The following is a 26,762-nucleotide window of genomic DNA, read 5'->3' as shown; positions in this document are numbered from 1 at the left end:
CCCGCCCCGCCCAGACCCGTATCTCACATATGAGATAACGTGCGCCGCGTGACGGACGACGCACCCACCACCAAGCCGTACCTCACCCAGATCGGCAACCTCATCCGCGACTCCCGCCGACACCGCGGCTGGACCCAAGCCCAACTCGCCACCGCCGTCTCCACCAGCCAAAGCGCCATCAACCGCATCGAACGCGGCCACCAGAACCTCAGCATGGACATGCTCTCCCGCATCAGCGCAGCACTCGACTCCGGCATCGTGTCCCTCGGCCACGCCGCACCCCTGCACCTGCGCGTCACCGGCGGCCGCACCCTCTCCGGCACCATCAACGTCAAGACCAGCAAGAACGCCAGCGTCGCACTCCTGTGCGCCGCACTGCTCAACGCCGGCCGCACCACCCTGCGCAAAGTCGCCCGCATCGAAGAGGTCAACCGCATCCTCGAAGTGCTCACCAGCATCGGCGTGCGAACCCGGTGGCTCGACGACAACGACCTCGAAATCACCCCACCGAGAAAACTCGACCTCGCCGCCATCGACGTCGAAGCAGCCCGACGCACCCGCAGCATCATCATGATGCTCGGCCCCCTCCTGCACCACCAGGACACCTTCGAACTGCCCTACGCAGGCGGCTGCGCCCTCGGCACCCGCACCGTCGAACCCCACATGGTCGCCCTCCGACCCTTCGGCCTGCAGATCAAAGCCGCAGCCGGCCACTACCAAGCCACCGTCGACCGCACCACCCGACCCGAACGCCCCATCGTCCTGACCGAACGCGGCGACACCGTCACCGAGAACGCCCTCATGGCCGCCGCCCGCCACGACGGCACCACCGTCATCCGCAACGCCAGCCCCAACTACATGGTGCAGGACCTGTGCTTCTTCCTCACCGAACTCGGCGTCCGCATCGACGGCATCGGCACCACCACGCTCACCGTGCACGGCGCACCACACCTCGACCGGGACCTCGACTACGCCCCCTCCGAAGACCCCATCGAGGCCATGAGCCTCATCTCGGCCGCCATCGTCACCTCCTCGGAGATCACCGTCCGCCGCGTGCCGATCGAGTTCATGGAAATCGAACTCGCCCTGCTCGAGGAGATGGGCCTGGACCACGACCGCTCCGCCGAGTACCGCGCCGACAACGGCCGCACCAGGCTCGTCGACGTCGTCGTGCGGCCGTCCACCCTGCGCGCACCCATCGACAAGATCCACCCCATGCCGTTCCCCGGCCTGAACATCGACAACCTCCCGTTCTTCGCCCTCATCGCCGCGACGGCGCACGGCTCGACCCTCATCCACGATTGGGTCTACGAGAACCGCGCCCTGTACCTCACCGAACTCACCAAGCTCGGCGGCAAGGTCACCCTGCTCGACCCGCACCGCGTCTACGTCGAGGGCCCCACCCACTGGTCCGGCGCGGAGGTGATCTGCCCACCCGCGCTGCGACCCGCGGTGGTCGTCCTGCTCGCGATGCTCGCGGCGAAGGGCACCTCGGTGCTGCGCAACGTCTACGTCATCAACCGCGGCTACGAACAGCTCGCCGAACGGCTCAACCAGCTCGGCGCCGAAATCACCACGTTCCGCGACATCTGAGCCGCTCCCAGGGGAGTGGTGCGACGAAGTGCACCCGTGCGCGCAGGCGCACCCGACACGATGACAACCGCAGTCGGGCCGGGTGCCGCGCCGGCCGGGGAGCGCATCCGGCCCGGGCGTGAGGCTCGCGGAGGCGACGTCGACGTGCCGCGCACACGATGGCCAGCTTCGGCAGAACCATGATCAACTCATGGATAATGGCAATTATCCATGAAAAGTCGGTCCGGAAGGGGTTCGGGCTCCGACCGGGGGATGCCACTCCCGGACGCCCCGCCGCCGGCCTGATCCGCCCTCCGGAACGTCGCTGTACGGGCGCGACACGCGACCGTCACGCGCGCCTGGTCGGCCTGGAGGTACCGCGCGGATTCCGGGCACCGCGGGAGCCGGGCCTGCCGTCGATGATCAACTGCTGTGGAGAACTCGCGCGTGCGTCCGTCCGACGTCCGCTGACACCACCCATGATCCGTCACTGTGACGTTTCTACGGCGGTGTGTCGGGATGGTCGACCCACGGCCGCCGTAGGCCGCACCTGCTCTGCGGAAGCCCTCGCACCGCCGGTTGCCCACCCCGGCGGTCTCCGGCGGCGTGAGGGATGCGTGGCGTGTGCGGCTGTCGCGCCGAACCGGCGGTGGGCGTGCGCGCGTCGCGTGAACGTCGTGTCGCGTCACGGCGGCTGATCGGTCCGTTCCGCGGTCGTCCCGACCCCTGCCGACCAGCCTGTCCCTAACGCCGATAATCTACATTATGTTAAGTAAGACGTTCGGGGACGACCCGGGCCGCTTCCCTGCCCACTCGCCCCGCCTCGGCCGTGATGACGTCGCCCCACGTGCCCCACAGGCCGGTGAGCCGTGACGTGACGACGACGCGCTCCACCGCGTTGTCCGGCAGCGGGATCTGCAAGCCGATGGCGTGGTGGCGTTCGTACGGGCCGGCGGCCTTCTCCAGGACGTCGGCGTCGAAGTCGATCAGCACGCTTCCTCCGGGCAGGTCCGGGATGTCGTCGCCGCAGCCGACGACGCACACCGGTCCCCCGGCGTCCGCGGTGTGCTGTTCGATCTCTGTTCGAACGTCGAGGGTGCGTGCCTGGTCGGTCCACGCGGTGAGGGTGCGGTGCTCGGCTTCGGCGATGAGCGGGTCGTCGCGTTCGAGGGCGGCCCAGACGAGTTCGACGTCGGGTTCGTGGGTCTGGTCGAGGAACTGGCGCATGGTGCGCTTGGCGCTGGCCAGCATCTCCCCCGTGTCCCGGTCGTGCGGTGGTTCGACGGCCCAGGCGGTGAGGTCGAAGTGGGTGGCGAGGCCGTGGCGGCGCAGGCGGTAGCCGAGTTCGATGTCTTCGGTGCCCCAGCTGGTGAAGCGTTCGTCGAAGCCGCCGACGGCGTCGAAGTCGGTGCGGCGCACGGAGAGGTTCATGCCCCAGGCGTAGAGCCAGGGGTAGGCGAGGCGGTCGGGGTGGAAGTCGACGGCGGCGAGGGGTTCGTGGCGGATGTCGCGGAAGCCGGGGTGGTGCCGGAAGTCGTGGTGGAGTTGCTTCGGGGTGCGGGTGGTGAGGGCTTCGGCGAGGCCGGGTGTGGGGTCCCAGGGGCGGTAGCCGTGGACGTAGCCGAGGTTGAGGACGGGGTGGGTGGTGTGGGCGTCGGCGTGGGCCCGGGTGAAGTCGGGGCCGGCGAGGGTGCCGCAGTCGAGGAAGGCGAGGACGGGTGCGGTGGTGAGGCGTGCGCCGGCGTTGCGGGCGTGGGCGACGCGTCGGCCGAGGTCGGGTTGGTGGTGGTAGTGGAGTTGGAGGCGGGTTTGGAAGGTGGTGACGACGTCGGCGGTGTGGTCGTGTGAGCCGTCGTCGGCGACGACGATGTCGTAGTCGTCGGGTGGGAGGGTTTGGTCGGTGAGGCTGTCGAGGGTGCGGCGGAGCAGTTCGGCGCGGTTGTAGGTGGGGATCACGACGGAGATCCGCGGGGGCATCCGGGCTCCTTGGGGCGCTGGTGGTGCGGGCGCTGGGAAGGAGCGGACTGTATCGGGGTTGTCGGAACCGATACAGCCCCCGCTTCGGTGGTGGGTCAGGCGGTGTGGTGGCGGGTGAGGCGGTCGAGGGTGGCGTGGTAGTGGGCGTTGGTCATGATGCCGAGGATGTTGCCGAAGGGGTCGACGACGCTGGCGGTGACGTAGCCCTCGCCGCGGACGGTGGGCTTGTCGTGGGGTGTGGCGCCGAGTTCGGTGAGGCGGGTGAGGGTGGCGTCGAGGTCGTCGACGGCCCAGTAGGTGATGGCGCCGGCGGGGCCGGTGTGGGTGTCGTGGGGTGCGTAGGTGCTGTTGGCGATGCCGAATTCGTGCTGGTAGTCGCCGATGCGGAATTCGGTGTAGCCGCCGGGGACGGTGAAGTAGGGCTCGGTGCCGAAGAGCTGGGTGTACCAGGTGGCGGCGGCGTCGAGGTCGTCGGCGAAGAACGTGGTGGTGGTGAGTCCGCGGAGCATGGTGCCTCTTTCGTGCTGTGGGTCTGTTGGGGCCTACTTTCGCGGTCAAAGTGCTCACGTTGTGAGCACTTTGGGGGTGAGACTGGGGTTATGCGTGCGGATCGGTTGGTGGCGGTGTTGTTGGTGATGCAGGCGCGGGGGCGGGTGACGGCGGCGGAGTTGGCTGCCGAGTTGGAGGTGTCGGTGGCGACGGCGCGTCGGGATCTGGAGGCGTTGTCGTCGGCGGGTGTGCCGGTGTACCCGCAGCCGGGGCGTGGTGGTGGTTGGCGGTTGGTGGGGCGTGCGCGGACGGATTTGAGCGGGTTGACGTCGTCGGAGGCGCGGGCGTTGTTCTTGTTGGTGGGGCCTGCGGCGTCGGGGTCGCCGGAGGTGCGGGCGGCGTTGCGGAAGTTGGTGCGGGCGTTGCCGGAGACGTTCCGGGAGGGTGCGCGGGCGGCGGCGGACGCGGTGGTGGTGGATGTGGCGGGGTGGGGTGGTGTGGGTCGGGAGCGGCCGGGGTTGGTGGGGGTGTTGCAGGAGGCGGTGGTGGGGCGTCGGCGGGTGGTGTTGGGGTATGAGGGGCGTGGGCGGGTGCGGTCGGAGCGGGTGGTGGAGCCGTGGGGGTTGGTGGACAAGGACGAGGTTTGGTACTTGGTGGCGGGGACGGAGGCGGGTGAGCGGACGTTCCGGGTGGATCGGGTGGTGTCGGCTCGGGTGATGGATGAGGTGTTCGTGCGGCCTGAGGGGTTCGACTTGGGGGTGGCGTGGGAGCGGGTGGTGTCGGAGGTGGAGCGGCGTCGGTCGTCGGTGTCGGCGGTGGTGTCGGTGGAGTCGCGGTTCGCGCACGTGCTGGGTGATCAGTTCGGGCGGCACTGCGAGGTGGTCGAGGAGGGTGGTGGGCGGTCGTTGGTGCGGTTGTCGGCGACGACGCCGTTGATGATCGCGCAGGTGTTGGCGGGGTGGGGTGGGTTGGTGGAGGTGGTGGAGTCGGTGGAGGTGCGGGCGGAGTTGGCGCGGTTGGGTGCGGAGTTGGTGGCGTTGAACGGGGTGGGGTGAGGGTTGCTCCTCCCCCGCGGTCCGGGTGTCACAGGCGTTCGGTGATGCGGTCGCGCAGGGGTTTGTCCTGTAGTGCTCGGAGGGCGGCGTCGATGAGGGTGGTGAGGGGGTAGGGCAGTTCGGCGTCGAGGTCGCGGGCGACGGCGGTGGTGGCGGTCCACTCGGCGTCGAGGGTGGGGAGGATGGCGCGGGCGTGGTCGGTGAGGTGGACGATGCGGGTGCGGGCGTCGTCGCCGGGTTTGAGGTCGACGAGGCCGTCGCGGCGCATCTGGTTGACGGTTTGGCTGATGGCGGAGTGGGTGACGCCGATGGTGTCGGCGAGGTCGCGGATGGACTGCGGTCCCCTGGTGTGGACGAGTCGGATGACCGGGGTGTAGCGGGGGCGGAAGTCGGGCAGGCCGAGGTCGGCGTAGACGCGGGTGACGTCGCCTTCGAGGAGGTCGAGGAGGTGGCGCAGGCGGGTGCCGAGGAATTGGCCGGCGGGTGTGTGGTCCACTCCCCTAATGTAACAGCGCTGTTGTTTCTGTGAGGAGGGGTGGATGTACCCGGAGATCGAGCCGTACGCGCAGGGGATGTTGGACGTCGGGGACGGCAACACCGTGTACTGGGCGGAGTGCGGCAACCCGGAGGGCAAGCCGGTGGTGTACCTGCACGGTGGTCCGGGCACGGGCTGCTCCCCCGGCGCGGCGCGGCAGTTCGACCCCGAGGCGTACCGGGTCGTGCTGATGGACCAGCGCGGGAGCGGGCGGAGTCGGCCGCACGCGAGCGAGTACTCGACGGATCTGTCGGTGAACACGACGGCGCACCTGGTGGCCGACATCGAGCGGTTGCGCGTGCACCGGGGTGTCGAGCGGTGGATGGTGTTCGGCGGGTCGTGGGGTTCGACGTTGGGGTTGCGGTACGCGCAGTCGTTCCCGCACCGGGTGACGGAGGTCGTGCTGGTGGCGGTCACGACGAGCCGGTACGCGGAGATCGAGTGGCTGTACCACGGGTTGGGGATGCTGTTCCCGGAGCAGTGGGCGAGGTTCCGGGCGGGTGCGGGCGAGGGTGCGACGGACCTGGTGGCGGCTTACGACGTGCTGCTCAACGACCCCGATCCGGTGGTGCGGGAGAAGGCGGCGACGGACTGGACCGACTGGGAGTCCTCGATCGTGTCGCTGGACCCGGACCACGAGCCGGGGCCGCGGATGGCGGACCCGGCGTGGCGGATGGCGTTCGCGCGGTTGTGCGCGCACTACTTCCGGCACAAGGCGTGGTTGGCCGACGGTGAGGTGATGCGGGACGTGGAGCGGTTGCACGGCATTCCGGCGATCCTGGTGCACGGTCGGTTGGACCTTCAGGGTCCGCTGGGCACGGCGTGGGAGCTGGCCCGCGGGTGGCCGGACGCGGAGCTGGTGGTGGTGCGGGGTGCGTCGCACGCGTTGTCCGACCCGGGGATGGCGGAGGCGGTGGTGGCGGCGACGGACCGGTTCGCGCGGCGGTAGCGGCGGGTCGGGCCGGGTGCGTCAGGGGCGCCAGACTGTGGTGGTGCGGACGGTGACGCCTTCCAGGTCGCGGGGAACCGGCACGGGGTAGGCGTCGACCCGGGTCCAGCCCGTCGGCATGAAGGACCGCCGGGGGTCGCCCACCAGCACGAGCGCGCCGCGGCGGTGCGCGGCCAGCAGGAACGGCTCGACGCGGGCGGCCATGTCGCGGTCGTAGAACACGTCGCCGGCGAGCAGGACGTCGGTGTCGGGTTCGGTGTCGAGCAGGTCGTCGGTGGTGATGGTGACGGTGACGTCGTTGGCTTGTGCGTTGAGGGCGATGGCGGTCGCGGCGATCGGGTCGATGTCGTTGGCGGTGACCCGTCCGCCGGCGAGGGCCGCGGCGACGGCGACCAGTCCGGAGCCGGAGGCGAGGTCGAGGACGCGGCGGCCGGCCACCAGTTCGGGGTGGTCGAGCACGTGTCGGGCCAGGGCCTGGCCGCCGGCCCAGGGGAAGGCCCAGAACGGTGGTTCGGGGGCGCCGGTGCGTTCCCACAGGGCCGTGACGTCGTCGGCGGTGCGCAGCACGATGTCGGGGGTCAGGGGTACGGGGCGGGGGGTGGTGGTCGAGCGGACGAAGTCCTCCACTACGCGGAGAGCCTCTGCGGTTCCAGGGCCCGGGACAGGCCGTCCAGTGACAGGCCGACCGCCTCGCACAGCGCGGCCACGGTGAAGAACGCCGGGGTGGGGACCCGGCCGCGTTCGATCTTGCGCAGGGTTTCCACGGAGATCCCGGCGGCCGTGGCGACCTCGACCATGCTGCGCTGCCCTCGGGCCCGGCGCAGCAGCTCGCCGAGGCGTTCGCCGCGGTCGCGGTCGGACTGGGTGAGGGGCTGTCGCACCATGTCGTGATACTAATACCGGGATAGGAATACCGGTATCGGTGTCAGGGCGGGGAGCACGCGGTGATCGAGTTGAAGAGCCCCGGCGAGCTGGACGCGATGCGCGCCGCCGGTCTCGTGGTGGCCGACGCGCTGGAGGCGGTCCGCGGGCACGCGCGGGTCGGGGTGTCGCTGCTGGAGCTGGACGAGGTCGCCCACCAGGTCATCCGCGACGCGGGCGCCGGGTCGTCGTTCCTGCACTACCGGCCCTCGTTCGCGCCGACGCCGTTCCCGGGCGTCATCTGCGCCTCGGTGAACGACCTGATCGTGCACGGCATCCCCGACGGCTACCGGCTGCGCGACGGCGACCTGGTCAGCATCGACTGCGGCGCCCACCTCGACGGCTGGCACGGCGACTCGGCCATCAGCTTCGTCGTCGGGCGCGCCGACCCCGCCGACCTGCTGCTCGTCGACACCGCCCGGCGTGCCCTGGAGGCCGGGATCGCCGCCGCCGTGCCCGGCGCCCGCATCGGCGACGTGTCCCACGCCGTCGGGGTGATCGGCCGCGCCGCCGGCTACGGCATGCCCGTCGACTTCGGCGGCCACGGCATCGGCCGGGCCATGCACGAGGCACCCGGCGTGCCCAACGAGGGCGCACCGGGTCGGGGCATCACCCTGCGTCCCGGCATGGCCATCGCCATCGAACCGATGTTCCATGCCGGCGGGCGGGACGCCTACCGCGTCGCCGAGGACGGCTGGGCCCTGCACACCGTCGACGGCAGCCGCGCCGCCCACGTGGAGCACAGCGTCGCCGTCACCGAGGACGGGCCCCGCGTGCTCACAGCCCCCCGGCGACCCGCAGCACCGCGCCCGTCGTGAACGACGCCGCGTCGCCGAGCAGCCACGCCACCGCCTCGGCGATCTCCTCCGGCTCGCCCGGCCGGCCCAGCGGGATGGCCGACGCCACCCGGTCGGGTCGGTCCGGCACCCCGGACAGCTCGTGGATCGCGGTGCGCACGGTGCCGGCGGCCACCGCGTTCACCCGGATGCCCCGCGGGCCCAGTTCCTTGGCCAGGCCCACGGTCATCGCGTCCACCGCGGCCTTGCTCGCCGCGTAGTGCACGTACTCGTTCGGTGATCCCAGGGTCGCCGCCGCCGACGACAGCGACACGATCGACCCGCCCGCCACCAGGTCCCGCGCCGCCCGCCGCGCGCACAGCAGCGCGCCCACCACGTTCACGTCGACCACCCGCCGCAGGTCCCGCACCCGCAGGTCCGCCAACGGGCCCACCGGGCTGGTGATGCCGGCGTTGATCACCACGCCGGTCACCTGCCCCAGCTCGGCGGCGGCGTCGAACAGGGAGTCCACGTCGGCCTCGTCGGACACCTCGGCCCGCACCGCGACACCGCCCACCTCGCGCGCCAGCGCCCCGGCCTCCTCGGCGGCGGCCCGGTAGCCGATCACCACCCGGTGCCCGTCCGCGGCCACCCGACGCACCACCGCCGCGCCGATGCCCCGGCTCCCGCCCGTCACCACGATCAGGCCAGCCACGCCGTCACCTCCGCGTCCACCACGTCCTGGGCCGTCACCAGCATGTGCGCCAACCCCGGCACGTCCACCAGTCGAGCGTGGGGCGCGGCCTCGCACAACGCCGCCTGCACGGGCCGGAACGCCGGGTACTCCTGCTCGCCGCGCACCACCAGCAGCGGGACGTCCAGGTCCGCCGCCCGCGCGAGCACGTCCAACGGCCGTGCCGCCGCCCGGGAGGCGTCGCTCCACGTGTAGGACTCCAGCGCGCCCACCTCCAGCGACGCCTGCACCACCGCTTCCACCCGCACCGCCGGGTTCACCACCGCCACCCGCCGCACCCCCACCACGCCCCGCAGGGCCGTGGTCAACGCCACGTGCCCGCCCGCCGAACCGCCCACCAGGTCCACCGGGCCGTCGTCGCACCCCCACCGCTCCCGTGCCGCCGCCACCAGCCCCGGCATCGCGGCCACCGCCTCCTCCACCAGCGCCACGTACCCGTCGACGACCGGGTCCGCGCCCTGCCCCCACGGCGGCAACGCCGCGTACAGCCGCCACGCGTCCACCCCCTCCAGCGGCAACGCCTCCGCCATCGCCTCCGGCGTCCCCGGCTCACCGAGCAGGTGCCACACCACCACCAAGCGTCGACCGCCCCGCGCCGGCGGTGCCGCCACGAACCGCACGCCCGACGCCTCACCCGTGATCATCATGACCCCGAACCTACGACCCCGCCGCCCCCGATGGCGTCCACCCAGCGCGAACACCACGCACCCAGCGCTACCGCAAGGCGCCCGAACGCGTGAATCCGCACCCCGGTGTCACTCGAACGGCCCCGTCAGGGCACCCTGGGTACGTGACCGAGCCGCGTTGCGCCGCGATCTCCGCGGACCTGGAGGAACCCCAAGCGGGCACCGCCGCCACCGCCGCCGCCTGGATCTGCCTCGAACAACCCGGCCCCTGGGGACGCGACGCCCTCACCCAGAGCAGGCTCGACCCCGCCCTCGGCGCCGAACTCGGCCGCCGCGCCGCCGACACCGGCGTGCGCGTCCTGCTCATCCGCCGGCCCGGCCGCCACGCCGACACCCACCACGACGCGCCCCGCCGCGTCTACCTCGCCTCCACCACCCCCGGCCGGCCCCGGCTCGAACGCGCCGACCTAGCCGACCCCGCCGCGCTGCTCGACCTGGACTTCGCCGCCCTGGCCGCCGGGGAACCCGCCGGGCTGGGCACGCCGGTCACCGACCCGCTGCTGCTGGTGTGCGCCAACAGTCGCCGCGACGTCTGCTGCGCCCTGCGGGGCCGACCGCTGGCCGAACACCTCGCCGCCGCCCGCCCCGACGCCGTGTGGGAGTGCACCCACACCGGCGGCCACCGCTTCGCGCCCACCGGCGTGCTGCTGCCCACCGGCTACACCTACGGCCGCCTCGACACCGCCTTCGCCGCCGGGCTGCTCGACCACGCCGCCCGCGGCCACGTCGTCACCGACCGCTGCCGGGGCCGCTCCACCCACACCCCGCACGGCCAGGTCGCCGAACTCGCCGTCCGCGACCTGATCGGCGAGCACCGCGACGTGCTCACCGTCCGCGGCGACACCGTCCACCACGCCGACGGCCGCGCCTGGCACGTCACCGTGCGGACCGTCGACCTACCCCACAGCCGGCCCGCCAGCTGCGGCGCGGCCCCCACCCCGGCCACCGGGCTCGTCGCCACCGCCGTGCGCCGACTCGTCCCCGTCGCCTGACGGCCCCTCGCCCGAACGCTCCTCCCCCGACTGTCCCGGGACCGCCGCGCGGAACAGGCCCAGCCCCACCGCCTCCGGGTCGTCCAGGCCCACCTCGCGCAACGCCTCCTCGGGCAGCGCCAGCAACGACACCGCCACACCCAGGAAGTAGGCGTCGAGCAGGCCCGCGTCCCGCGCCGTGCTCGACAGCCCCGCCGCCGCGTGCAGCCCGGCGCCCGCCCGCGCGTTGGACACCGCCATCCGCCCCAACGCCGCCCGCACCCCCGGTCGCCGCACCGCCTCCAGGTACAGCTCCGCCATCGCCAGCAACTGCGTCGGGTCCTCCACCACCGCGCGCCGCAGCAACGCCGGGTACAGCCGCGCCACCTCCGCCGGCGTGATCCGCTCCGGCGTCGTCTCCCGCAACCGCCGCACCGCCGCCGCGTGCAACGCCGTCATCCGCGCCGCCGCCGCGCCCAGCAACGCGTCCCGCGACGGGAAGTAGTTCTTCGTCGTGCCCTCCGGCACGCCCGCCGCCCGGTCCACCGCCCGGTGGGTCAACCCGCGGCCGCCCTCCGCCGCCAACACCGAGATCGCACAGTCGCACAGCAGGTCCCGACGGCTCGTCACGGGGACGGGACCCTAGCCGATCACACCCGGCCCACCACACCCAGGCGATCACACCCAGGCGATCACACCGGCCGTCCCGCCGCCGCGACCACCCGACCCGACTCCACCACCAACCACACCCCGCACACGCACCGCACGTAGTCCACCCTCCCGTGCGACGACACCGGATACACACGCTCGGCACTGGGCCACCCGCAACAAGGGCAACTGGTGTTCACACCACCAGCGTGATGTCATGGTTCAGTGCATTTCAACCCTTACGGCGGGGCCGCAGCCGAACTCGCCGCCGCCCTCGTCAACGCCGACCCCGACAGCACCGCCGACGACCTGCTCACCCTGCTGCGCGAGCACGGCTACAAACCCCTCGGCCACCTCGACGAGCACCAGGCCCGTGAGCTGACCGCCTGGGCCACCCGCCTCTCACCCGTCTTCGACCACACCCCCGACCAGGTCACCCTGGTCAACGACCTGCTCACCGAAGCCGCCGCCAAGCCCTACATCTCCACCCACGACGACCGGCCACCCCACCTGCACTTCGCCCCCGAGCACGCGCCCACCCCGCACCGCGTCCGAGCCTTCACCGCCGCCGGCCTCGCCCACGCCGTCTGCGAGGACCCCCGCCGCCTCGGCCGCTGCGCCCGCCCCGGCTGCCGCACCGTCTACGTCGACACCTCCCGCAACGGCCGCCGCCGCTTCTGCACCACCCGCTGCGCCAACCGCGTCCACGTCGCCGACCACCGCACCCGCACCGCCTGACCCGGCACCGCCCGACCCCGCACCGGCCGGCGACCGTCAGTGCAGGACGCGGCGACCGAACCGGGCGTTGCCGAACTCCGCCGCCTCGCCGATCAACGCCGACCCCACGTCCGTCCGACCCCGGAACCAGGCGTGCCGGAACCACGCGTCCTGGTGGAACACCACATCGGCGAACAACGCCCGACCCCCGAACCGCACGTGCCGGAAATCCGCCCGACCCGACACCTCCGCCGCCCGCAGGTCCGCCCGCCCCGACACCTTCGCCCGCGCGAACACCAGCTGGTCGGCCACCTGCGCCGCCCGCAACGACACGTTGCCCGCGAACACCGCCAACCCGAACGACACCGACCGCGCGAACAACGCCTCGGTGAACACCGCGTGCCGCAGGAACCGCGCACCCGCGAACGTCGCGTCCCCCGTCACCGTCATCGCCTCGAACCGCGCGTCACCCACGAACACCGCGCCCACCAGGTCCACCCGGTTCACCCGGCACCCCGACAGGTCGAAGTCCACCAGGATCGCCCCCGGCGCCACCACGTCCATCCCCGGCCAGAAGTCCTCACCCGGCCGCAGGTGCGACACCAGCTCCCGCTGCACCGCCACCCGCCACGGCGCGTCCAACCCCCGGCTCACCCCGCCCCGCAACGCCGCCAACCACGTCGTCACCACCGCCTGCCGCCGCTTCGGCGCCTGCCGGCCGATCTCGGCGAGCAGCAACAGCCCTTCCTCCTCGCCGGCCCGGAACAACCGGTTGGCCTCCCGCCACACCGACACCGGCGCCGGAGCGGCCGCACCCGGCCCCACCCGCCGCCGCGCGTGGTCGTCCAACAACGTCTCCGAACGCGACGCGCGCGCATGGCGCACGCCAATCCAGACGATGACCACCGCCACCGCCACCGGCATCAGCCACGACGACATACCCCGATCATGCCCGTCCCGCGTACGTCCACGGACGTACTTCCCGTCACCGCTTCGTGGCCGACGCCGAGACACGCCCCCACCCGGAGCATCGAGGACATGGAACCGACCCACACCCCGCCGCAACGCGCCTCCGACACCGACCGGGAGCACACCGCCGCCCGGCTGCGCGACGCCGTCGGCGAAGGCCGCCTCACCCTCGCCGAAGCCGACGAGCGCATCGCCGCCGCCTACACCGCCCTGCACCACCACGACCTCGCCACCCTCACCGCCGACCTGCCCGCCCCGCCACCACCACCCGCGCCGCCCGCACACCGCCGGCCACCCCTGCCGGCCGTCCTCGCGGTGCTGCTCGTCGTCGCCTGGATCGCCTCACCCCTGCCGTTCCCGTGGCCGCTGCTGCTGATCGCCCTGCTCGTGCACCGCGCCCGACGCCGCCGCACCCCACGGCACGACGCGATCACCCCCCGCCGCCTGATCCACAGCCGCCCGCCGCTGCCCTAGAGTCCGCCTCATGGACCTGACCGACGCGTGCTTCGCGGGCGCCGCCCGACAGGCCGAGCTGCTGCGATCCGGCGCGTTCACCTCGCGCGACCTGGTCGCCGAATGCCTGCGCCGCATCGACCGGCACGACCGGCACCTCAACGCGTTCCGGCTCGTGTTCACCGACCGCGCCCTCGCCGACGCCGACCACGCCGACGCCCGCCGCGCCCGCGGCGAGGACGCGCCGCTGCTCGGCGTGCCCGTCGCGGTCAAGGAAGACCTCGCCCTGGCCGGACTGCCCACCACCAAGGGCACCGCCGGCGTCGACACCACCGCGCCCGACGACGCCGAGATCGTCCGCCGCCTGCGCGCCGCCGGCGCCGTCATCGTCGGCCGCACCCGCATGCCCGAACTCGGCCTGTGGCCCTACACCGAGTCCACCTGGGCCGGCGCCACCCGCAACCCCTGGTCACCCGACCACTCACCCGGCGGATCCAGCGGCGGCTCGGCCGCCGCCGTCGCCGCGGGCCTGGTCGGCGCCGCCATCGGCACCGACGGCGCCGGCTCCATCCGCATCCCCTCCGCGTGCACCGGCCTGTTCGGCCTCAAACCCCAACGCGACCGCGTGCCGCTCACCCCCGACCGCGATGTCTGGAACGGCCTGGTCGTCGCCGGACCCATCACCCGCCACGTCGCCGACGCCGCCCTGATCCTCGACGTCCTCGCGCCCGGCCACGACCACACCGCGGCCGTCACCGACACCCGCCGCCTGCGCATCGCCGTGTCCCTGCGCACCTGGGGACCCGGCATCCCGATCCACCCCGACGTCCGCGACGCCGTCCTGGACACCGCGGGCCTGCTCGCCGACCTCGGCCACGACGTCACCCGCGTCGACCGCGACCTGCACGACATCTCCGGACCCGCCGGGTTCGCCGTGCGCTACCTGCACAGCGCCGCGACCACCGAACAGGCCCTCGACCGACCCGACCGGCTCGACGCCCGCACCCGCGCCGTCGCCGCCCTCGGCCGCGCGCTGCCCGCACCCGCCGTGCGCGCCGCCCTGGCCCACACCACCCGGCTCACCCGCGACGCCAACCGCCTGTTCACCGAGCACGACCTGCTGCTGACCCCCGTGCTCACCAGGCCGCCCCTGCGCATCGGCGAGTGGAACCGGCGCCCCACCGTCGCCGCCCTGCTCGCCGCCGCCCGCATGACCACGTTCCTGCCGCTGTGGAACATCACCGGCAACCCCGCCGCCGCCGTCCCCGCCGGCCACACCCGCACCGGCCTGCCCCTGGCCGTCCAGCTCGTCGCCGCCCCCGACGACGAGCGCACCATCCTCACCGCCGCGGGCCAACTCGAACGCGCCCGCCCCTGGACCGACCGCCACCCCTGATCCCCGCGCGCGAGTCCTACCCCCAGAACGCGAGAGTCCCACGTCCAGGACCCGAGAGTCCTACGTTCAGGACCCCCGAGTTCAACGCTCAGGACACGCCCGTCACCCCTGGCGCCGCCCCAACGCCGCCCGCAACCGCTCCACCCACCCCGGCGGGCCACCGGGCACCGCCGACTCCGCCTCCACCACCTGCCACACCACCTCGTCCGCGACCCCCACCAACCCCGCCAACACCTCCTCGCGCACCGCCGGCCAGTCACCCGCCGACGACGCCACCGACCGCAACCGCGCATACCCCTCCCACCCCGGATGCGCCACGAACGCCCGCCGCCGCAACCCCACCGCCCGCTCCACCCACCCCGCGCGCAGGCACTCGTCCACCCCGAGGTCCACCAGCCGCGTCGCCGCCCCACGCCCACCCGTCGCCGCCAACCCCCGCTCCACCCACGCCACCGCCTCCGCCGACCGGCCCGCGTCCCGCAGCACCGTCGCCACCTGCAGGTAGTGCCACCCCGACGACAGGTCCTTCGACAACACCAACACCTGCAGGTCCACGTCACCGGTGTGCTCGGCCAGCTCCTCCATCACCCGCAGCAACGCCCACCGCTCCCGGTCGTAGCGCCCGGTCTCCCCGAACCCGATCACCGGCAACCGCTCGAACCGCGCCACCGCCTCCGCCCGGTAGAACGCCAACCCGTCCTCACCCAACGCCGACGCGTACGCCGCCAACCGCACCTCCGGCGGCTCGGCGAACCCCGTCTGCAACCACAACAGCCACGCCGCCAGCTCCGGCCCGTCCACCGGCGGCTCACCACCGCACGCCACCGCGTGCAGGTCCAGCACCCGGTCCACCAACCCCGCCAACGCCGCCCGCTGCGCACCGCCCTGCGCCGCCGCCACCAGCACCTCGGCCAACTCCCGCGCCACCACCCGCGCGCCCGACCCGGCCCGCACCACCACCGACAGCTCCGCCACCACCGCGGCCAACTCGTCCCACCGCGCCGACCACGGAACGTCGACACGGGCCAGCGCGGCCGCCGCACGACCGGGTAAAGCGTCCACCGCGACATCCAACCGCACCCCGACCCACCCCACGAGACCCCACCCGGACGCCCGTCCCGTGATCACCGGCCCCGACCACGCGAAAGGGGCGCCGGCACCCGCGCCGACGCCCCACCACTGCGTCCAAGATCACCTCCCGGGGGAGCTCACTCCCGCGGCTGCCCCGCCTCCCCGGCACCCACCTCGCGCGCCACCGACCCCGGCCCCAACGCGCCGACGTCCGCGCCCCGCTCCACCGACGGCTGCTCCAACGGCCCGGGCACCTCCTTGCGCGCCACCGCCTCCGCCGCGCGCACCGCCTCGGCCACCGCCGGGTCCGGCGCCGTGTCGAACCAGTCCGCCACCGACGGGTCGTCCCGCTCCGGCGCCGACGTCACGGGCTGCTCGTAGGCGGGCGGCTCGTAGCGGAACACGCCGTCCTCGCCCGGCGCGCCCAGCATCTTCGCGAACCCCTCCAACGCCTTGCCGTAGTCCGACGGCACCAGCCACACCTTGTTCGCGTCACCCTGCGCCATCTGCGGCAGCGTCTGCAGGTACTGGTAGGCCAGCACCTCCGGCGTCGGCTTGCCCGCCTTGATCGCCGCGAACACCTTCTCGATCGCCTTCGCCTGACCCTGCGCCTGCAGGTACCGGGCCGCCCGCTCACCCTGCGCCCGCAGGATCGCCGACTGCCGCTCCGCCTCCGCGCCCAGGATCGCCGCCTGCTTCGCGCCCTCCGCCGACAGGATCTGCGCCTGCTTCTGACCCTCCGCGGACTTGATCGCCGCCTCCCGCTGGCCCTCCGCGTTGAGGATCATCGCGCGCTTCTCCCGGTCCGCGCGCATCTGCTTCTCCATCGAGTCCCGGATCGAGGGCGGCGGGTCGACCGCCTTCAACTCCACCCGCGCCACCCGGATGCCCCACCGGCCCGTCGCCTCGTCCAGCACGCCGCGCAGCTGGTTGTTGATCTGGTCACGGGAGGTCAGCGTCTCCTCCAGGCTCATCCCACCCACCAGGTTGCGCAGCGTCGTGGTCGCCAACTGCTCCACGCCCACGATGTAGTTCGAAATCTCGTACACCGCCGCCCGCGGGTCGGTCACCTGGAAGTAGACGACCGTGTCGATCGACACCGTCAGGTTGTCGCGGGTGATCACCGGCTGCGGCGGGAACGACACCACCTGCTCGCGCAGGTCGATGCGCGCCCGCACCCGGTCGAAGAACGGCACCAGGATGTTCAACCCCGGCGCGGCGGTCGTGCGGTACCGGCCCAGCCGCTCGATCACCGCGGCCGTGGCCTGCGGGATCACCAGCACCGACTTCACCATGACGACCAGCACGAACAGCACCAGGACCGCGATGACGATCAGTGTCGTGGTCAACTCTCCCCGCCTCCACTCAGGCCCCGGACAGCACCACTGCGGTCGCGCCCGAGATCTCGACGACAGTGACTTCGGCGCCGGGCTCGATGACCTCGCGGTCCAACGACCGCGCCGACCACACGTCGCCGCCGATGCGCACCCTACCCCCGTGGCCGTCCACAGTGGACACGACGATCGCCGTGCTGCCCACCAGGGCCTCCACACCCGACTTGTGCCCGGACCCCAGCGCCATCCGGCGCTTGATCGCGGGCCGGGCGCCCGCCACCAGGCCCAACGACACCAGGCCGAACACGATCGCGCTGACGACCGCGTCCGCGCCCAACGCCGAGGCCCCCGCCGCGCCGAACGCGGCCAGACCCAGCATGACCAGCACGAAGTCGCCCGAAAGGATCTCGGCCGCCACCAGGACGACACCGAGGACCAACCAGATCAGCGCGGCCACCGCTCCATCCTCGCACTTTCCGCGACCGCCGGTGGGGGTTTCAGGCCCCCGGCTCGGTCACGAAGTCGATCAACCGCTCCACCGCGCCGATCAACGGCGTCTCCAGGTCCCGGAACCCCGACACCCCCGCCAGCACCCGACGCCACCCCTCGTACGGCTCACCCCAGCCCAACGCCGCGCACACCCCCTCCTTCCACGGCACGCCCCGCGGCACCACCGGCCACGCCTCGATCCCCACCGACGACGGCTTCACCGCCTGCCACACGTCCACGTACGGGTGACCGGTGACCAGCACGTGGTCGTCGCGGATCGCCGAGACCAGCCGCGACTCCTTGCTGCCCGCCACCAGGTGGTCCACCAGCACACCCAGCCGCCGCCCCGGGCCCGTGCCGAACTCCGCGATCCGGTCGGCCAGCACGTCCACCCCGTCCAACGGCTCGACCACGACGCCCTCCACCCGCAGGTCGTGCCCCCACACCCGCTCCACCAGCTCCGCGTCGTGCAGGCCCTCCACCCAGATCCGGCTGTCCCGCGCCGTGCGGGCGCGCAGCCCCTCGACCTTCACCGACCCCGACGCCGTGCGCGCCGGTTTCGCCGCCGCGGGCGCGGGCCGCACCAACGTCACCGGCTGCCCGTCCACCAGGAACCCCGCCGGGCGCAGCGGGAACAACCGGTGCCGTCCCTGCCGGTCCTCCAGCACCACCTGGCCGTGCTCGAAGCGCACCACCGCGCCGCAGAACCCCGACGCCGGGTCCTCCGCCACCAGGCCGACCTCGGCCACCACCTCGGGCACCGTCCTGCGCTTGCGGCCCGACAGCACGTCGCGGCCGTAGTCGTGTGATCGCACGGCCGGCGACGTTACCGGCCCGCCGCCACCGAGGGGTGCCCGGGGAAGAACCCGGCGAACACCGCGCACCACGCCGCCAACCGGTCACCGTCCACCACCGCCGACCAGCGCTCGATCCCGTCACGCAGGTCCGGCGAGGCGTAGGCGAAGTCCACCGCGTCCACCGCCGGGTCGCCCACGCACGGCCGCGGGTCGATCGCCACCAGGCCGCGCGCACCGGCGTCCAGGACGTTGCCGAAGTGCAGGTCGCCGTGCAGCAGCGTGGCCGGCACCCGGTCGCGGGCCAGCTCCGCCGCCCGCGCGTGCGCCGCGTCGTGGTCACCGGCGTGCCGCCTGCGCAGCACCCCGAAGAGGAAGTCCACCCGCTCGCTCAACGGCGGGAACCCCTCCGGCGGCGCGATGTGCAGCTCGCGCAGCACCTCGGCCAACCCGGGACCGTCCGCGGCGGGCGTGCCCGGCACCAGGCCCTCCAGCAGCAACGCGCCCCGCGCCGGGTCCGCCTCCAGCACCCGCACCATCCGCGGCGACGGCTCCCACGCCCGCAGCGCCGCCACCTCCTGCGCCGCGATCGGAGGCTCCGGCGTCACCTTCAGCACCACCGGCTCACCGCCGCGCGTGCACCACACCGCGTGCGACGTGCCCCCGGACAGCGGCCGCACCACCTCCAGGCCCCAGTCCCGGCACAACCCCGCCACCAGCGCGTCCAACCCGGACAGCCACGACCGCACCCCCGGACCGAACCGCCGCACCATGCGGTCGGACAGCGACCCCGTCACCGGTCCAACCTCAGGATGAACTCCTCCACGTCCTCACCACGCCCCTCCGCGAACCCCACGTCCTCGCCCACCGCCACGAACCCGCACTTCTCCAGCACCCGCAGCGACCCCAGGTTGTCCACCGCCGCCCGCGCGTACAGCGGACGCCGCGGCTCCGACCGCAGGAACAGCTCCAACCCCGCCGTCGCCAGACCCTTGCCCCAGTGCTCCCGGTCGATCCAGCACGTCACCTCCGGCTCGCCGAACCGGGTGATCCGCGCGACGTGACCCACCACCTCGCCGTCGAACACCACCGTCCGCGCCACCGCCGAGTCGTCGGCCAGGATCCGCGCCCACCGCACCAGGAACGCCGCCCGGTCCGACGGGTCGGCCGAGGTGAACGCGGCCATCCGCACCGCCTCCGGATCGCGCTGGTGCTCGAAGAACGCCAGCACGTCGGCAGCGGTCACCTCGCGCAGTTCGACGCCCACGCGGCAAGTACACAACACCGACCCGCCCGCGAAGAAGATCCCCCGCCCCGGGATCCGCCCGGCGGGTCCGCGCCAGTCAGAACGCGGGCCAGGGGATCGCCGGCCACTCGTTGGACGGCTCCGGGTACACCCCCGCGGCCAGCAGCTTCTCCACCCGCTCGGTCAACGCCCGCACCTCCGCGCGCGTCAGGTGCTCGTGCAGCCGGTCCGACAGCGCGCCGTCCAACCCCGACCGCAGCCGCCGCAGCGCCTCCACCGCCTCCCCGGGCAGCTCCTCGCCCAACCAGCCCCACAGCACCGTGCGCAGCTTGTCGTCGGAGTGCAGGCAGATCCCGTGGTCCACCCCGTACACCGCGCCGTCGACCGCGTGCAGCACGTGACCGCCCTTGCGGTCGGCGTTGTTCACCACCACGTCGAACGCCGCCATCAACCGCACCCGCGGGTGGTCGGCGTGCACCAGCACCGCCGGCTCCCCGTACCGGTCGTGCGCCCGCAGCACCGAACGCCACCCCGGCCGCACCTCGTCCACCGGCACGATGTCCACCAGGTCGTCGTCCTCGCGGGTCTCCACCCACAACTGCACCATGCCCGACCCGAACGGACCCTCCCGCAGCACCGTCGGCGGCACCAGGTGCACCCCGGCCGCCTCCGACACCAGGAACGTCGCCACCTCGCGGCCCGCCAGCGTGCCGTCCGGGAAGTCCCACAACGGCCGCTCGCCCCGCACCGGCTTGTACACGCACTGCGCGGTCACGCCGTCCAGCGCGATCCCGCAGAACAACGTCGCGTTCGACGCGTCCACCAACCGGCCCTCGACCTCGATGCGGCCACGCCGCAGCAGCTCGAGCACCCCGTCGTCAGCCGGACCCACCGCCGCGCTCAGCCCTCGTCCGAACGACGGTAGCCGTTCTGCCGCGGGCACACGTGCCCCTCCGGGTCCAACGGCTCCGCGCACAGCGGGCACGGCTTGCGACCCGCCCGCACCACCCGGTCGGCGCGCTCGGCGAACGCCCGCGCCTCCACCGGGCTCAGGAACACCCGCACCGCGTCCGGGCCCTCCTCGGTGTCGTCGAGCACCACCGCCTCGTCGACCTCCTCCTCGGTGATCGCGAGCAGTTCGATGACCACCGCCCGGGACTCGGCGTCCCAGCCCAGCCCCATCGTGCCGACCTTGAACTCCTCCTCGACCGGCACCGCCAGCGGTTCGGTGTCCCGGAGGTCCTCGGGGACCGCGTCGGGCACCTCCGCGCCGAAGCGCCGGTGCACCTCCTCCAGCAGCGAGCCGATGCGCTCGGCGAGTACGGCGACCTGTTGCTTCTCCAGCGCCACGCTGACCAGCCGGGCCTCCTCGGAGGCTTGCAGGTAGAACGTGCGCTCGCCAGGCTGCCCGACGGTGCCGGCGACGAACCGGTCGGGCTGGCGGAATACGTGGATGACGCGTGCCATGACAACGAAGACCCTAGGCCACGCGTGCAAGATCGGCAGCCCTGCCCCCGCGCTGTTCCCCGACGGCGAACGCCGCCGCCACGCCACGGCGCCGACCGGCCCGCCGCGCGCCGGCGATAGGGTCGCCCGCGTGGTGAAGATCGCACCGTACGGAACGTGGACATCGCCCATCGGCGCGGCCGACGCCGCCGCGGCCGGCGGGGGCCTGCACTGGGTCGACCTGCACAACGGTCGCCCCTGGTGGGCCGAGGGGCGCCCCGCCGAGGGCGGCCGGGTCGCGCTGGTGCGCGACGGACAGGACCTGCTGCCGCCGCCGTGGAACGCGCGCAACCGCGTCCACGAGTACGGCGGCCGGCCCTGGGTCGTGCTGGACACCCCCGAGGGGACGCGCGTGGCGTTCACCAACTGGGACGACCAGCGCGTCTACGTGTTCGACCCCGACGACCCGCGGCCCGTCCCGCTCAGCCCCGAGCCCGAGCGCCACCACGGCCACCGCTACGCCGACCTCACCGCCGGGCCCGGCCACGCCGAGGTGTGGTGCGTGCGCGAGACCGTGACCGGTGACGCCCGCACCGACGTGCGCCGCGAGCTGGTCGCGCTGCCGCTGGACGGCTCCCCGCCGCGGGTGCTCGCCGCCAGCCACCACTTCATGACCGGCCCCCGGCTCTCGCCCGACGGCCGCCACTACGCCTGGATCGGCTGGGACCACCCGCGCATGCCGTGGGACGGCACCGAGCTGTGCGTCGCCGAGGTCGGCTCCTCCGAGCACCGCGTCCTGGCCGGCGGCCCCACCGAGGCCGTGTGCCAGGTCGAGTGGGAGGGAGACTCCCTGCTGGCGCTGACCGACCCCGACGGCTGGTGGAACCTGTTCCGCATCGGCCTGGACGGCACCGCGAAGAACCTCGCGCCGTGCGCCGAGGAGCTCGGCGGGCCGATGTGGCGGCTGGGCAACCGCTGGTTCGCCGCCATCGGCGAGGGCCGCTACGCCGTGCTGCGCTCCGGCGCGCTGGCCGTGCTCGACGAGCGCAGCGGCACCGTCACAGACGTCGACGTGGACCTGCCGGTCTGGCACGCGCACCTGGCCGTGCACGACGGCGTGGTCGTCAGCGGCGCCGCCGGGCCGCTGGCCGAGTCCGCCGTGGTGTCGCTGGACCTGTCCACCGGCGTGCTCACCGAGCACACCTCCGGCGAGTCCGCGCTGCCGGTCGACTACCTGCCCGTGCCCGAGGAGCGCGTGTTCCGCGGACCGGACGGCGACGTCCCCGCCTACGTCTACCCGCCGCGCAACCCCGACTTCGCCGGGCCCGAGGACGAGAAACCGCCTTACGTGGTGCACGTGCACGGCGGGCCCACCGGCCGCTCGGCGCCCGTGCTGGACGCGGAGCTGGCCTACCTGACCAGCCGCGGCATCGGCGTGGTCGCGGTCAACTACGGCGGCTCCACCGGCTACGGGCGGGCGTTCCGCGAACGGCTGCGCGAGCAGTGGGGCGTGGTCGACGTGCAGGACTGCGCCGCCGTCGCCCAGGCCCTGGCCGACTCCGGCGCCGCGGACGGCGACCGGCTCGCCATCCGCGGCGGCAGCGCGGGCGGCTGGACCTCGGCGGCGTCGCTGACCTCGGTGAAGACCTACCGGTGCGGCATGGTCGCCTTCCCCATCCTCGACCTGGCCGGGTGGACCGGCGAGGGCGGCGAGACCCACGACTTCGAGTCCCGGTACGTGGAGGGCCTGGTCGGGCCGTGGCCCGCGGCGGCCGACCGGTACGCCGAGCGGTCGCCGTCGCACCGGGTGGACCGGCTGGCCGGGCCGGTGCTGCTGCTCCAGGGCCTGGAGGACGAGATCTGCCCGCCCGAGCAGGCCGACCGGTTCGCCTCCGCGCTGGACGGCACCGGCATCCCGCACGCCTACCTCACGTTCGAGGGCGAGCAGCACGGGTTCCGCAAGGCCGAGACCATCGTGGCCGCGCTGGAGGCCGAGCTGTCGTTCTACGGGCAGGTGTTCGGGTTCACCCCTGCGGGCGTGCCGGTGCTGGAGCTGCGCCGGTGACGTCGGACGCGCCGGAGGCGGGCGCGGTCGCCGCCTCCGGGCCCGGTCCGCTGCGGCCGGGTGACCGGGTCGTCGTGGTCAGCCCCGCCGGACCGTGCCCGGCCGAACTCCTCGACGCGGGCACGGCGTGGCTGCGCAAGTGGGGGCTGGACGTGCGGGTCGACACCCACGCCCTGGACACCCACCCGACGCTGGACTACCTCGCCGGGCACGACGCCGACCGGGCCCGCGCGTTCGAACGGGCCTGGCTGGACCCGTCGGTGGCCGCCGTGCTGTGCGCCCGAGGCGGGTACGGCAGCCTGCGCATGGTCGACCTGGTCGACTGGACCGCCGTCGCCGCGCACCGCAAGGTGTTCGTCGGGTCCAGCGACACCACCGTGCTGCACGAGCGGTTGTGGGCGCACGGCCTGCCCACCTGGTTCGGGCCGATGGTCGGCACCAGAGCGTTCGTGGAAGACGCCGACGCCCGCGAACGGCTCCGCGCCGCCCTGTTCACCGGTGTCACGGCCTACCGCGGGGTCGGCATGGTCGGCGGTGTCGCCCGCGGCCTGGCCGTCGGCGGCAACCTCAGCCTGCTGACCGCGCCGCCGCCGCCCGGCGCGGTCGTGCTGCTCGAAGACGTCAACGAGGAGCCCTACCGGCTCGACCGGATGCTCACCGGCCTGCTGCGCACGGGGTGGTTCGACCAGGTCGCCGGGCTCGTGCTCGGCTCCTGGACCGGGTGCGGCGACCCGTCCGCCGTGCTCGCCGACCGGCTGGGCGGCCTCGGCGTGCCGATCGTCGCCGACGTCCGGTTCGGGCACTGCGCCGGCCAGCTCACCGTGCCCCTCGGCGTGACCGTCGAGATCGACGGCGACACCGGCGCGGTGACGGTCACGGGGTGAACGCTGCTCGTGTTCGGTCCGGTCACAGGCCGAACGCGAGCAGCACGTCACCGCCGTCCGGGTTCGGGTACTCCGGCGCGTACCCGGCCTGCACGTACACCATCCCGTCGGCCACGACCGCGCCACCGCCACCACCGGAGATCGTGCCGCCCCGGCCCGGCAGGCCGTTGACGCCGGTGAAGTCGCGGATCGTGTCGTAGGTCCACAGCACCCGGCCGTCGCCCGCCGAGTACGCCCGCAGCTTGCCGTCGTTGCCTCCTTCCCAGACCAGGCCGGGACTGCTGGTCACCGCCGGGCCGTGGCCCAGCGAGCAGATGTCGGGGTGGGCGGCCGCGCCACCGGTCGTGCAGCCGTCGGCCGGGTTGGGCGTCCGCCACAGCACGCGGCCCGTGGCCGGGTCCACCGCGAACACCGTGCCCGGATCGGCGAAGTACGTCGCGATGTAGAGCCGCCGGCCGTCGAAGCTCGTGCCCCACTGGATGCCCGAGATGCCGCCGCTGGGCAGCGGCACACCCAGCTGCCGACGCCACACCACCTCGCCGGTCGCCGCGTCGAACACGTGGTAGACGCCCAGCTTCTGCCCGACCCCGACCAGCGCCCGACCGTTCACGGTGAACAGGTTCGGCGTGGCGCCGATGTCGTAGTCCAGCGCCGAGCCGTCCTTCAGGCCGGGGCAGTAGCCCTCCGGGTCGGGGCTGTTGCACAACCCCCGCCACGTCTCGGCCTGCGTCACCTGGTTGCGCCACTTCACCGCGCCCGTGCGGTGGTCCAGCGCCAGCAGCGTGTCGAAGTCGCCGGCGCTGCCGGTGTAGTTCTGCCCCGTGCCGACGTAGACCGTGCCGCTGCGCGGGTCCACCACCGGCGAACTCCACACCCCGGCACCCGACGGCTCGTAGCGGGTCGCGCCACTGGGCCACGTCCCGACCGCCCGCGGTTCGGGCACGGTGTAGTGCCGCCACACCAGCTCCCCGGTCCGCGCGTCCAAGGCGTCGAGGTGCCCGCGGAACGTGCAGCACGGGTAGTTCGGGTCGTCGGTCGTCCCGTCCGGGCTGTTGGCCGCGTTCTCCCCGCTCGACGTGCCGACGTAGACCTTCCCGTCGTGCACGATCGGGGAACTGGTCACCGTCGCCGCCGGGTGCGCGTCGACCTGCTTGGCCCACACCACCCGGCCCGTGGCCTGCTCCAGCGCGTAGACGAACCCCCGGATGTCGCCGAAGTACACCCGCCCGCCCGACACCGACGGGCTGTCCCACGGGATCGCCGGCCGGGCACCCGGAGCGATCCCCGAGAGGTCGGTCGTCCACACCTGCGCGCCGGTCCGCGCGTCCCGGGCGTGGAACATCCCGTCCGGACCGCCGAAGTACACCGTCCCGTCCACCACGGCGGGCTGGCTGCGCACCGGGGCCGCCGACCGGGGAAACGCGAACGCCCACTTCACCGTCAACCCGCCCACCGTGCGCGGCGTGATCCGCCGCTCCGCCGCCGCGAACCGCGACCCGGCCAGGTCCCTCGACCACGTCGCCCAGTCACCGGACCGGTCCGGCCGTCCCGGTGACGCCGCCGTCGCCCCCGCGCCCACGAGCGCCAGTGACGACGCCACCGCCACCAACGCCACCACTCGTTTCGAGACCGCCATCCCCATCTCCCCCCTGCCACCGTGGCATCTCTCCACCGTGACAGCGGGGACCCGGAGGCCACGAGCCACGAAAGGCCCGTATCCCCTCGGGAGAAGGTTGACCCCGACCGAGCCGAACGGTTGATCCGCGCCCGTCGAAAGAGAACTACCCTCCGCCCTCACCCCCTCGTCTGTTCTCGTCGCTTTCCGGTCCCTCCCGACGCGGTCAACGATGCCGTTGACGCACCCACACCCCTGCGCCCGGCCTTCGGGGTCGTCGAGTCAGGGGTTGTCGCGCAGGGTCTGGTTGTCCCGCAGGGTCTGGGTGTCGCGGCGCACCTCCTCCGCCCGGTCGCTGACGGCCTGGACCTCGGCGGCCAGCCCGGGGTGGGAGCCCCGCAGCTTGGCCAGCGCCGCCGTCAACGGCTCCAGCAACGCCACCGCGTCGTCCTGCGCCAGCGCCTCGCGCACCACGACGTCCATCCGCCCCACCTGGCCCGCCAGGCTGCGCAACGACCCGGCGTTGTCGCGCGCCCACTGCGACACCGCGCGGTCGGCGGCCCGCCTGTCCCGTTCGGCCCGCACGCGACCCTCGGCCGTCGCGCCCAGTTCCGACGGGCGCAGCCGCAGGTACCGACGCTCCGCCGCCTGTCTGCTGGCCACACCCAGCGCGGGCGCCAACTCGGCCCAGCTCGTGCCCAGCTCCCGCGCTGCGGCGATCAGCTGCGGTTCCCACCCGGCCAGCTCGTCGCGCAACCGCCGGAGCAGGACCAGCGCGGACAGCACCTGACCCGGGCTGAGGTCTTCCCCCGTCGCCGCCGCTCGGACGGTCTCGTAATCTCCGATCGCCATGGCGTCAACCTACCGACGACATCGGGGGTTGTCAACGAAATGACGACGTGCTACAACTGTGTCGGCAGCGCAAACACCAGCGCATTGACCACACAGAC

At 73.4% G+C, this 26,762-nt stretch carries 29 protein-coding genes; 10 read left to right on the top strand and 19 right to left on the bottom strand.

Going from position 1 to position 26,762, the window contains the following annotated elements; genetic code table 11:
- The first annotated feature begins 48 nt into the window (after positions 1 to 48).
- Positions 49 to 1,593, top strand: a complete 1,545-nt coding sequence (locus ACIQMJ_RS21335; protein ID WP_499762741.1) for a helix-turn-helix domain-containing protein — start codon at positions 49 to 51, stop codon at positions 1,591 to 1,593.
- 747 nt (positions 1,594 to 2,340) lie between these two features.
- On the opposite strand, the gene ACIQMJ_RS21330 is transcribed toward ACIQMJ_RS21335, so the two are convergent.
- Together ACIQMJ_RS21330 and ACIQMJ_RS21325 are read right to left on the bottom strand one after the other, a co-directional pair.
- Positions 2,341 to 3,549, bottom strand: coding sequence for a glycosyltransferase (locus ACIQMJ_RS21330; protein ID WP_499762740.1), 1,209 nt, complete (start codon positions 3,547 to 3,549; stop codon positions 2,341 to 2,343).
- 95 nt (positions 3,550 to 3,644) lie between these two features.
- Positions 3,645 to 4,058 carry a VOC family protein gene (locus ACIQMJ_RS21325; protein ID WP_499762739.1) on the bottom strand — a complete coding sequence of 138 codons (414 nt, stop codon included), beginning with the start codon at positions 4,056 to 4,058 and terminating at the stop codon, positions 3,645 to 3,647.
- 90 nt (positions 4,059 to 4,148) lie between these two features.
- On the opposite strand from ACIQMJ_RS21325, the gene ACIQMJ_RS21320 reads away from it, so the two are divergent.
- Entirely contained in the window at positions 4,149 to 5,093 is a 945-nt protein-coding gene (locus tag ACIQMJ_RS21320) for a helix-turn-helix transcriptional regulator (RefSeq protein WP_499762738.1), read from the top strand.
- A 28-nt stretch (positions 5,094 to 5,121) separates the two neighbouring features.
- On the opposite strand, the gene ACIQMJ_RS21315 is transcribed toward ACIQMJ_RS21320, so the two are convergent.
- Complete coding sequence (locus tag ACIQMJ_RS21315; RefSeq protein ID WP_499762737.1) at positions 5,122 to 5,589, bottom strand: MarR family winged helix-turn-helix transcriptional regulator; 468 nt, start codon at positions 5,587 to 5,589, stop codon at positions 5,122 to 5,124.
- A gap of 43 nt (positions 5,590 to 5,632) precedes the next feature.
- On the opposite strand from ACIQMJ_RS21315, the gene pip reads away from it, so the two are divergent.
- Positions 5,633 to 6,577: a prolyl aminopeptidase gene (gene pip / locus ACIQMJ_RS21310; protein WP_499762736.1), complete on the top strand. Its 945-nt coding sequence runs from the start codon at positions 5,633 to 5,635 to the stop codon at positions 6,575 to 6,577.
- A 21-nt stretch (positions 6,578 to 6,598) separates the two neighbouring features.
- Here the strand turns inward: pip and ACIQMJ_RS21305 are convergent, their stop codons facing one another.
- On the bottom strand, positions 6,599 to 7,204 hold the full coding sequence (locus ACIQMJ_RS21305; protein WP_499762735.1) for a class I SAM-dependent methyltransferase: 606 nt from the start codon (positions 7,202 to 7,204) through the stop codon (positions 6,599 to 6,601).
- Positions 7,204 to 7,461 carry a helix-turn-helix domain-containing protein gene (locus ACIQMJ_RS21300; protein ID WP_499762734.1) on the bottom strand — a complete coding sequence of 86 codons (258 nt, stop codon included), beginning with the start codon at positions 7,459 to 7,461 and terminating at the stop codon, positions 7,204 to 7,206. Before ACIQMJ_RS21300 ends, ACIQMJ_RS21305 begins: the two co-directional genes overlap by 1 nt.
- 60 nt (positions 7,462 to 7,521) lie before the next feature.
- On the opposite strand from ACIQMJ_RS21300, the gene map reads away from it, so the two are divergent.
- Positions 7,522 to 8,316: a type I methionyl aminopeptidase gene (gene map, locus ACIQMJ_RS21295; protein ID WP_499762733.1), complete on the top strand. Its 795-nt coding sequence runs from the start codon at positions 7,522 to 7,524 to the stop codon at positions 8,314 to 8,316.
- Here map and ACIQMJ_RS21290 read toward each other — a convergent pair.
- Together ACIQMJ_RS21290 and ACIQMJ_RS21285 are read right to left on the bottom strand one after the other, a co-directional pair.
- Positions 8,276 to 8,989 (bottom strand): SDR family oxidoreductase, encoded by a 714-nt coding sequence (locus ACIQMJ_RS21290; protein WP_499762732.1) that lies wholly within the window; start codon positions 8,987 to 8,989, stop codon positions 8,276 to 8,278. The genes map and ACIQMJ_RS21290 overlap by 41 nt on opposite strands.
- Positions 8,977 to 9,675 carry an alpha/beta hydrolase gene (locus ACIQMJ_RS21285; protein WP_499762731.1) on the bottom strand — a complete coding sequence of 233 codons (699 nt, stop codon included), beginning with the start codon at positions 9,673 to 9,675 and terminating at the stop codon, positions 8,977 to 8,979. The genes ACIQMJ_RS21290 and ACIQMJ_RS21285 overlap by 13 nt, the downstream gene beginning before the upstream one ends.
- A gap of 143 nt (positions 9,676 to 9,818) precedes the next feature.
- Here ACIQMJ_RS21285 and ACIQMJ_RS21280 point away from each other — a divergent pair, with 143 nt between their 5' ends.
- Positions 9,819 to 10,706, top strand: coding sequence for a ferredoxin family protein (locus ACIQMJ_RS21280; RefSeq protein WP_499762730.1), 888 nt, complete (start codon positions 9,819 to 9,821; stop codon positions 10,704 to 10,706).
- Here the strand turns inward: ACIQMJ_RS21280 and ACIQMJ_RS21275 are convergent.
- Entirely contained in the window at positions 10,611 to 11,315 is a 705-nt protein-coding gene (locus ACIQMJ_RS21275; protein ID WP_499762729.1) for a TetR/AcrR family transcriptional regulator, read from the bottom strand. The genes ACIQMJ_RS21280 and ACIQMJ_RS21275 overlap by 96 nt on opposite strands.
- A gap of 243 nt (positions 11,316 to 11,558) precedes the next feature.
- Between ACIQMJ_RS21275 and ACIQMJ_RS21270 the strand changes: the two genes are divergently transcribed.
- Complete coding sequence (locus ACIQMJ_RS21270; RefSeq protein ID WP_499762728.1) at positions 11,559 to 12,071, top strand: CGNR zinc finger domain-containing protein; 513 nt, start codon at positions 11,559 to 11,561, stop codon at positions 12,069 to 12,071.
- Between the two features lie 36 nt (positions 12,072 to 12,107).
- Here ACIQMJ_RS21270 and ACIQMJ_RS21265 read toward each other — a convergent pair whose 3' ends face one another.
- Positions 12,108 to 12,989 (bottom strand): pentapeptide repeat-containing protein, encoded by an 882-nt coding sequence (locus ACIQMJ_RS21265; RefSeq protein WP_499762727.1) that lies wholly within the window; start codon positions 12,987 to 12,989, stop codon positions 12,108 to 12,110.
- A 99-nt stretch (positions 12,990 to 13,088) separates the two neighbouring features.
- Between ACIQMJ_RS21265 and ACIQMJ_RS21260 the strand changes: the two genes are divergently transcribed.
- On the top strand, positions 13,089 to 13,493 hold the full coding sequence (locus tag ACIQMJ_RS21260; protein ID WP_499762726.1) for a DUF1707 SHOCT-like domain-containing protein: 405 nt from the start codon (positions 13,089 to 13,091) through the stop codon (positions 13,491 to 13,493).
- Positions 13,494 to 13,503: 10 nt separating this feature from the next.
- Positions 13,504 to 14,868 carry an amidase family protein gene (locus ACIQMJ_RS21255; RefSeq protein WP_499762725.1) on the top strand — a complete coding sequence of 455 codons (1,365 nt, stop codon included), beginning with the start codon at positions 13,504 to 13,506 and terminating at the stop codon, positions 14,866 to 14,868.
- 102 nt (positions 14,869 to 14,970) lie between these two features.
- Here ACIQMJ_RS21255 and ACIQMJ_RS21250 read toward each other — a convergent pair whose 3' ends face one another.
- The 8 genes from ACIQMJ_RS21250 to ACIQMJ_RS21215 form a co-directional block, all read right to left on the bottom strand.
- Entirely contained in the window at positions 14,971 to 15,948 is a 978-nt protein-coding gene (locus ACIQMJ_RS21250) for a hypothetical protein (protein WP_499762724.1), read from the bottom strand.
- A gap of 128 nt (positions 15,949 to 16,076) precedes the next feature.
- Positions 16,077 to 17,234 carry an SPFH domain-containing protein gene (locus ACIQMJ_RS21245; RefSeq protein WP_499763065.1) on the bottom strand — a complete coding sequence of 386 codons (1,158 nt, stop codon included), beginning with the start codon at positions 17,232 to 17,234 and terminating at the stop codon, positions 16,077 to 16,079.
- A gap of 70 nt (positions 17,235 to 17,304) precedes the next feature.
- Complete coding sequence (locus tag ACIQMJ_RS21240) at positions 17,305 to 17,730, bottom strand: NfeD family protein (RefSeq protein ID WP_499762723.1); 426 nt, start codon at positions 17,728 to 17,730, stop codon at positions 17,305 to 17,307.
- Positions 17,731 to 17,770: 40 nt separating this feature from the next.
- Positions 17,771 to 18,577: a DUF3097 domain-containing protein gene (locus ACIQMJ_RS21235; protein WP_499762722.1), complete on the bottom strand. Its 807-nt coding sequence runs from the start codon at positions 18,575 to 18,577 to the stop codon at positions 17,771 to 17,773.
- Positions 18,578 to 18,588: 11 nt separating this feature from the next.
- Positions 18,589 to 19,353 (bottom strand): aminoglycoside phosphotransferase family protein, encoded by a 765-nt coding sequence (locus ACIQMJ_RS21230; protein ID WP_499762721.1) that lies wholly within the window; start codon positions 19,351 to 19,353, stop codon positions 18,589 to 18,591.
- A complete protein-coding gene (locus ACIQMJ_RS21225) occupies positions 19,350 to 19,823 on the bottom strand; it encodes a GNAT family N-acetyltransferase (protein ID WP_499762720.1) in 474 nt (157 codons plus the stop codon). The genes ACIQMJ_RS21230 and ACIQMJ_RS21225 overlap by 4 nt, the downstream gene beginning before the upstream one ends.
- Before the next feature lie 76 nt (positions 19,824 to 19,899).
- Entirely contained in the window at positions 19,900 to 20,694 is a 795-nt protein-coding gene (locus ACIQMJ_RS21220; protein WP_499762719.1) for an SCO1664 family protein, read from the bottom strand.
- An 8-nt stretch (positions 20,695 to 20,702) separates the two neighbouring features.
- Positions 20,703 to 21,269, bottom strand: a complete 567-nt coding sequence (locus ACIQMJ_RS21215; protein WP_073893192.1) for a DUF3090 domain-containing protein — start codon at positions 21,267 to 21,269, stop codon at positions 20,703 to 20,705.
- A gap of 130 nt (positions 21,270 to 21,399) precedes the next feature.
- Between ACIQMJ_RS21215 and ACIQMJ_RS21210 the strand changes: the two genes are divergently transcribed.
- Both ACIQMJ_RS21210 and ACIQMJ_RS21205 read left to right on the top strand, forming a co-directional pair.
- Positions 21,400 to 23,313, top strand: a complete 1,914-nt coding sequence (locus tag ACIQMJ_RS21210; RefSeq protein ID WP_499762718.1) for a S9 family peptidase — start codon at positions 21,400 to 21,402, stop codon at positions 23,311 to 23,313.
- Positions 23,310 to 24,197 (top strand): S66 peptidase family protein, encoded by an 888-nt coding sequence (locus ACIQMJ_RS21205; RefSeq protein ID WP_499762717.1) that lies wholly within the window; start codon positions 23,310 to 23,312, stop codon positions 24,195 to 24,197. The genes ACIQMJ_RS21210 and ACIQMJ_RS21205 overlap by 4 nt, the downstream gene beginning before the upstream one ends.
- 22 nt (positions 24,198 to 24,219) lie before the next feature.
- On the opposite strand, the gene ACIQMJ_RS21200 is transcribed toward ACIQMJ_RS21205, so the two are convergent.
- Entirely contained in the window at positions 24,220 to 25,833 is a 1,614-nt protein-coding gene (locus ACIQMJ_RS21200) for an outer membrane protein assembly factor BamB family protein (protein WP_499762716.1), read from the bottom strand.
- A gap of 261 nt (positions 25,834 to 26,094) precedes the next feature.
- Positions 26,095 to 26,664, bottom strand: a complete 570-nt coding sequence (locus ACIQMJ_RS21195; protein ID WP_499762715.1) for a hypothetical protein — start codon at positions 26,662 to 26,664, stop codon at positions 26,095 to 26,097.
- Positions 26,665 to 26,762 lie beyond the last annotated feature (98 nt).

The sequence above is a fragment of the Actinosynnema sp. NPDC091369 genome, from assembly GCF_044757065.1.
GTDB lineage: Bacteria > Actinomycetota > Actinomycetes > Mycobacteriales > Pseudonocardiaceae > Actinosynnema.
This window is presented reverse-complemented; position numbering and strand designations above follow the sequence as displayed.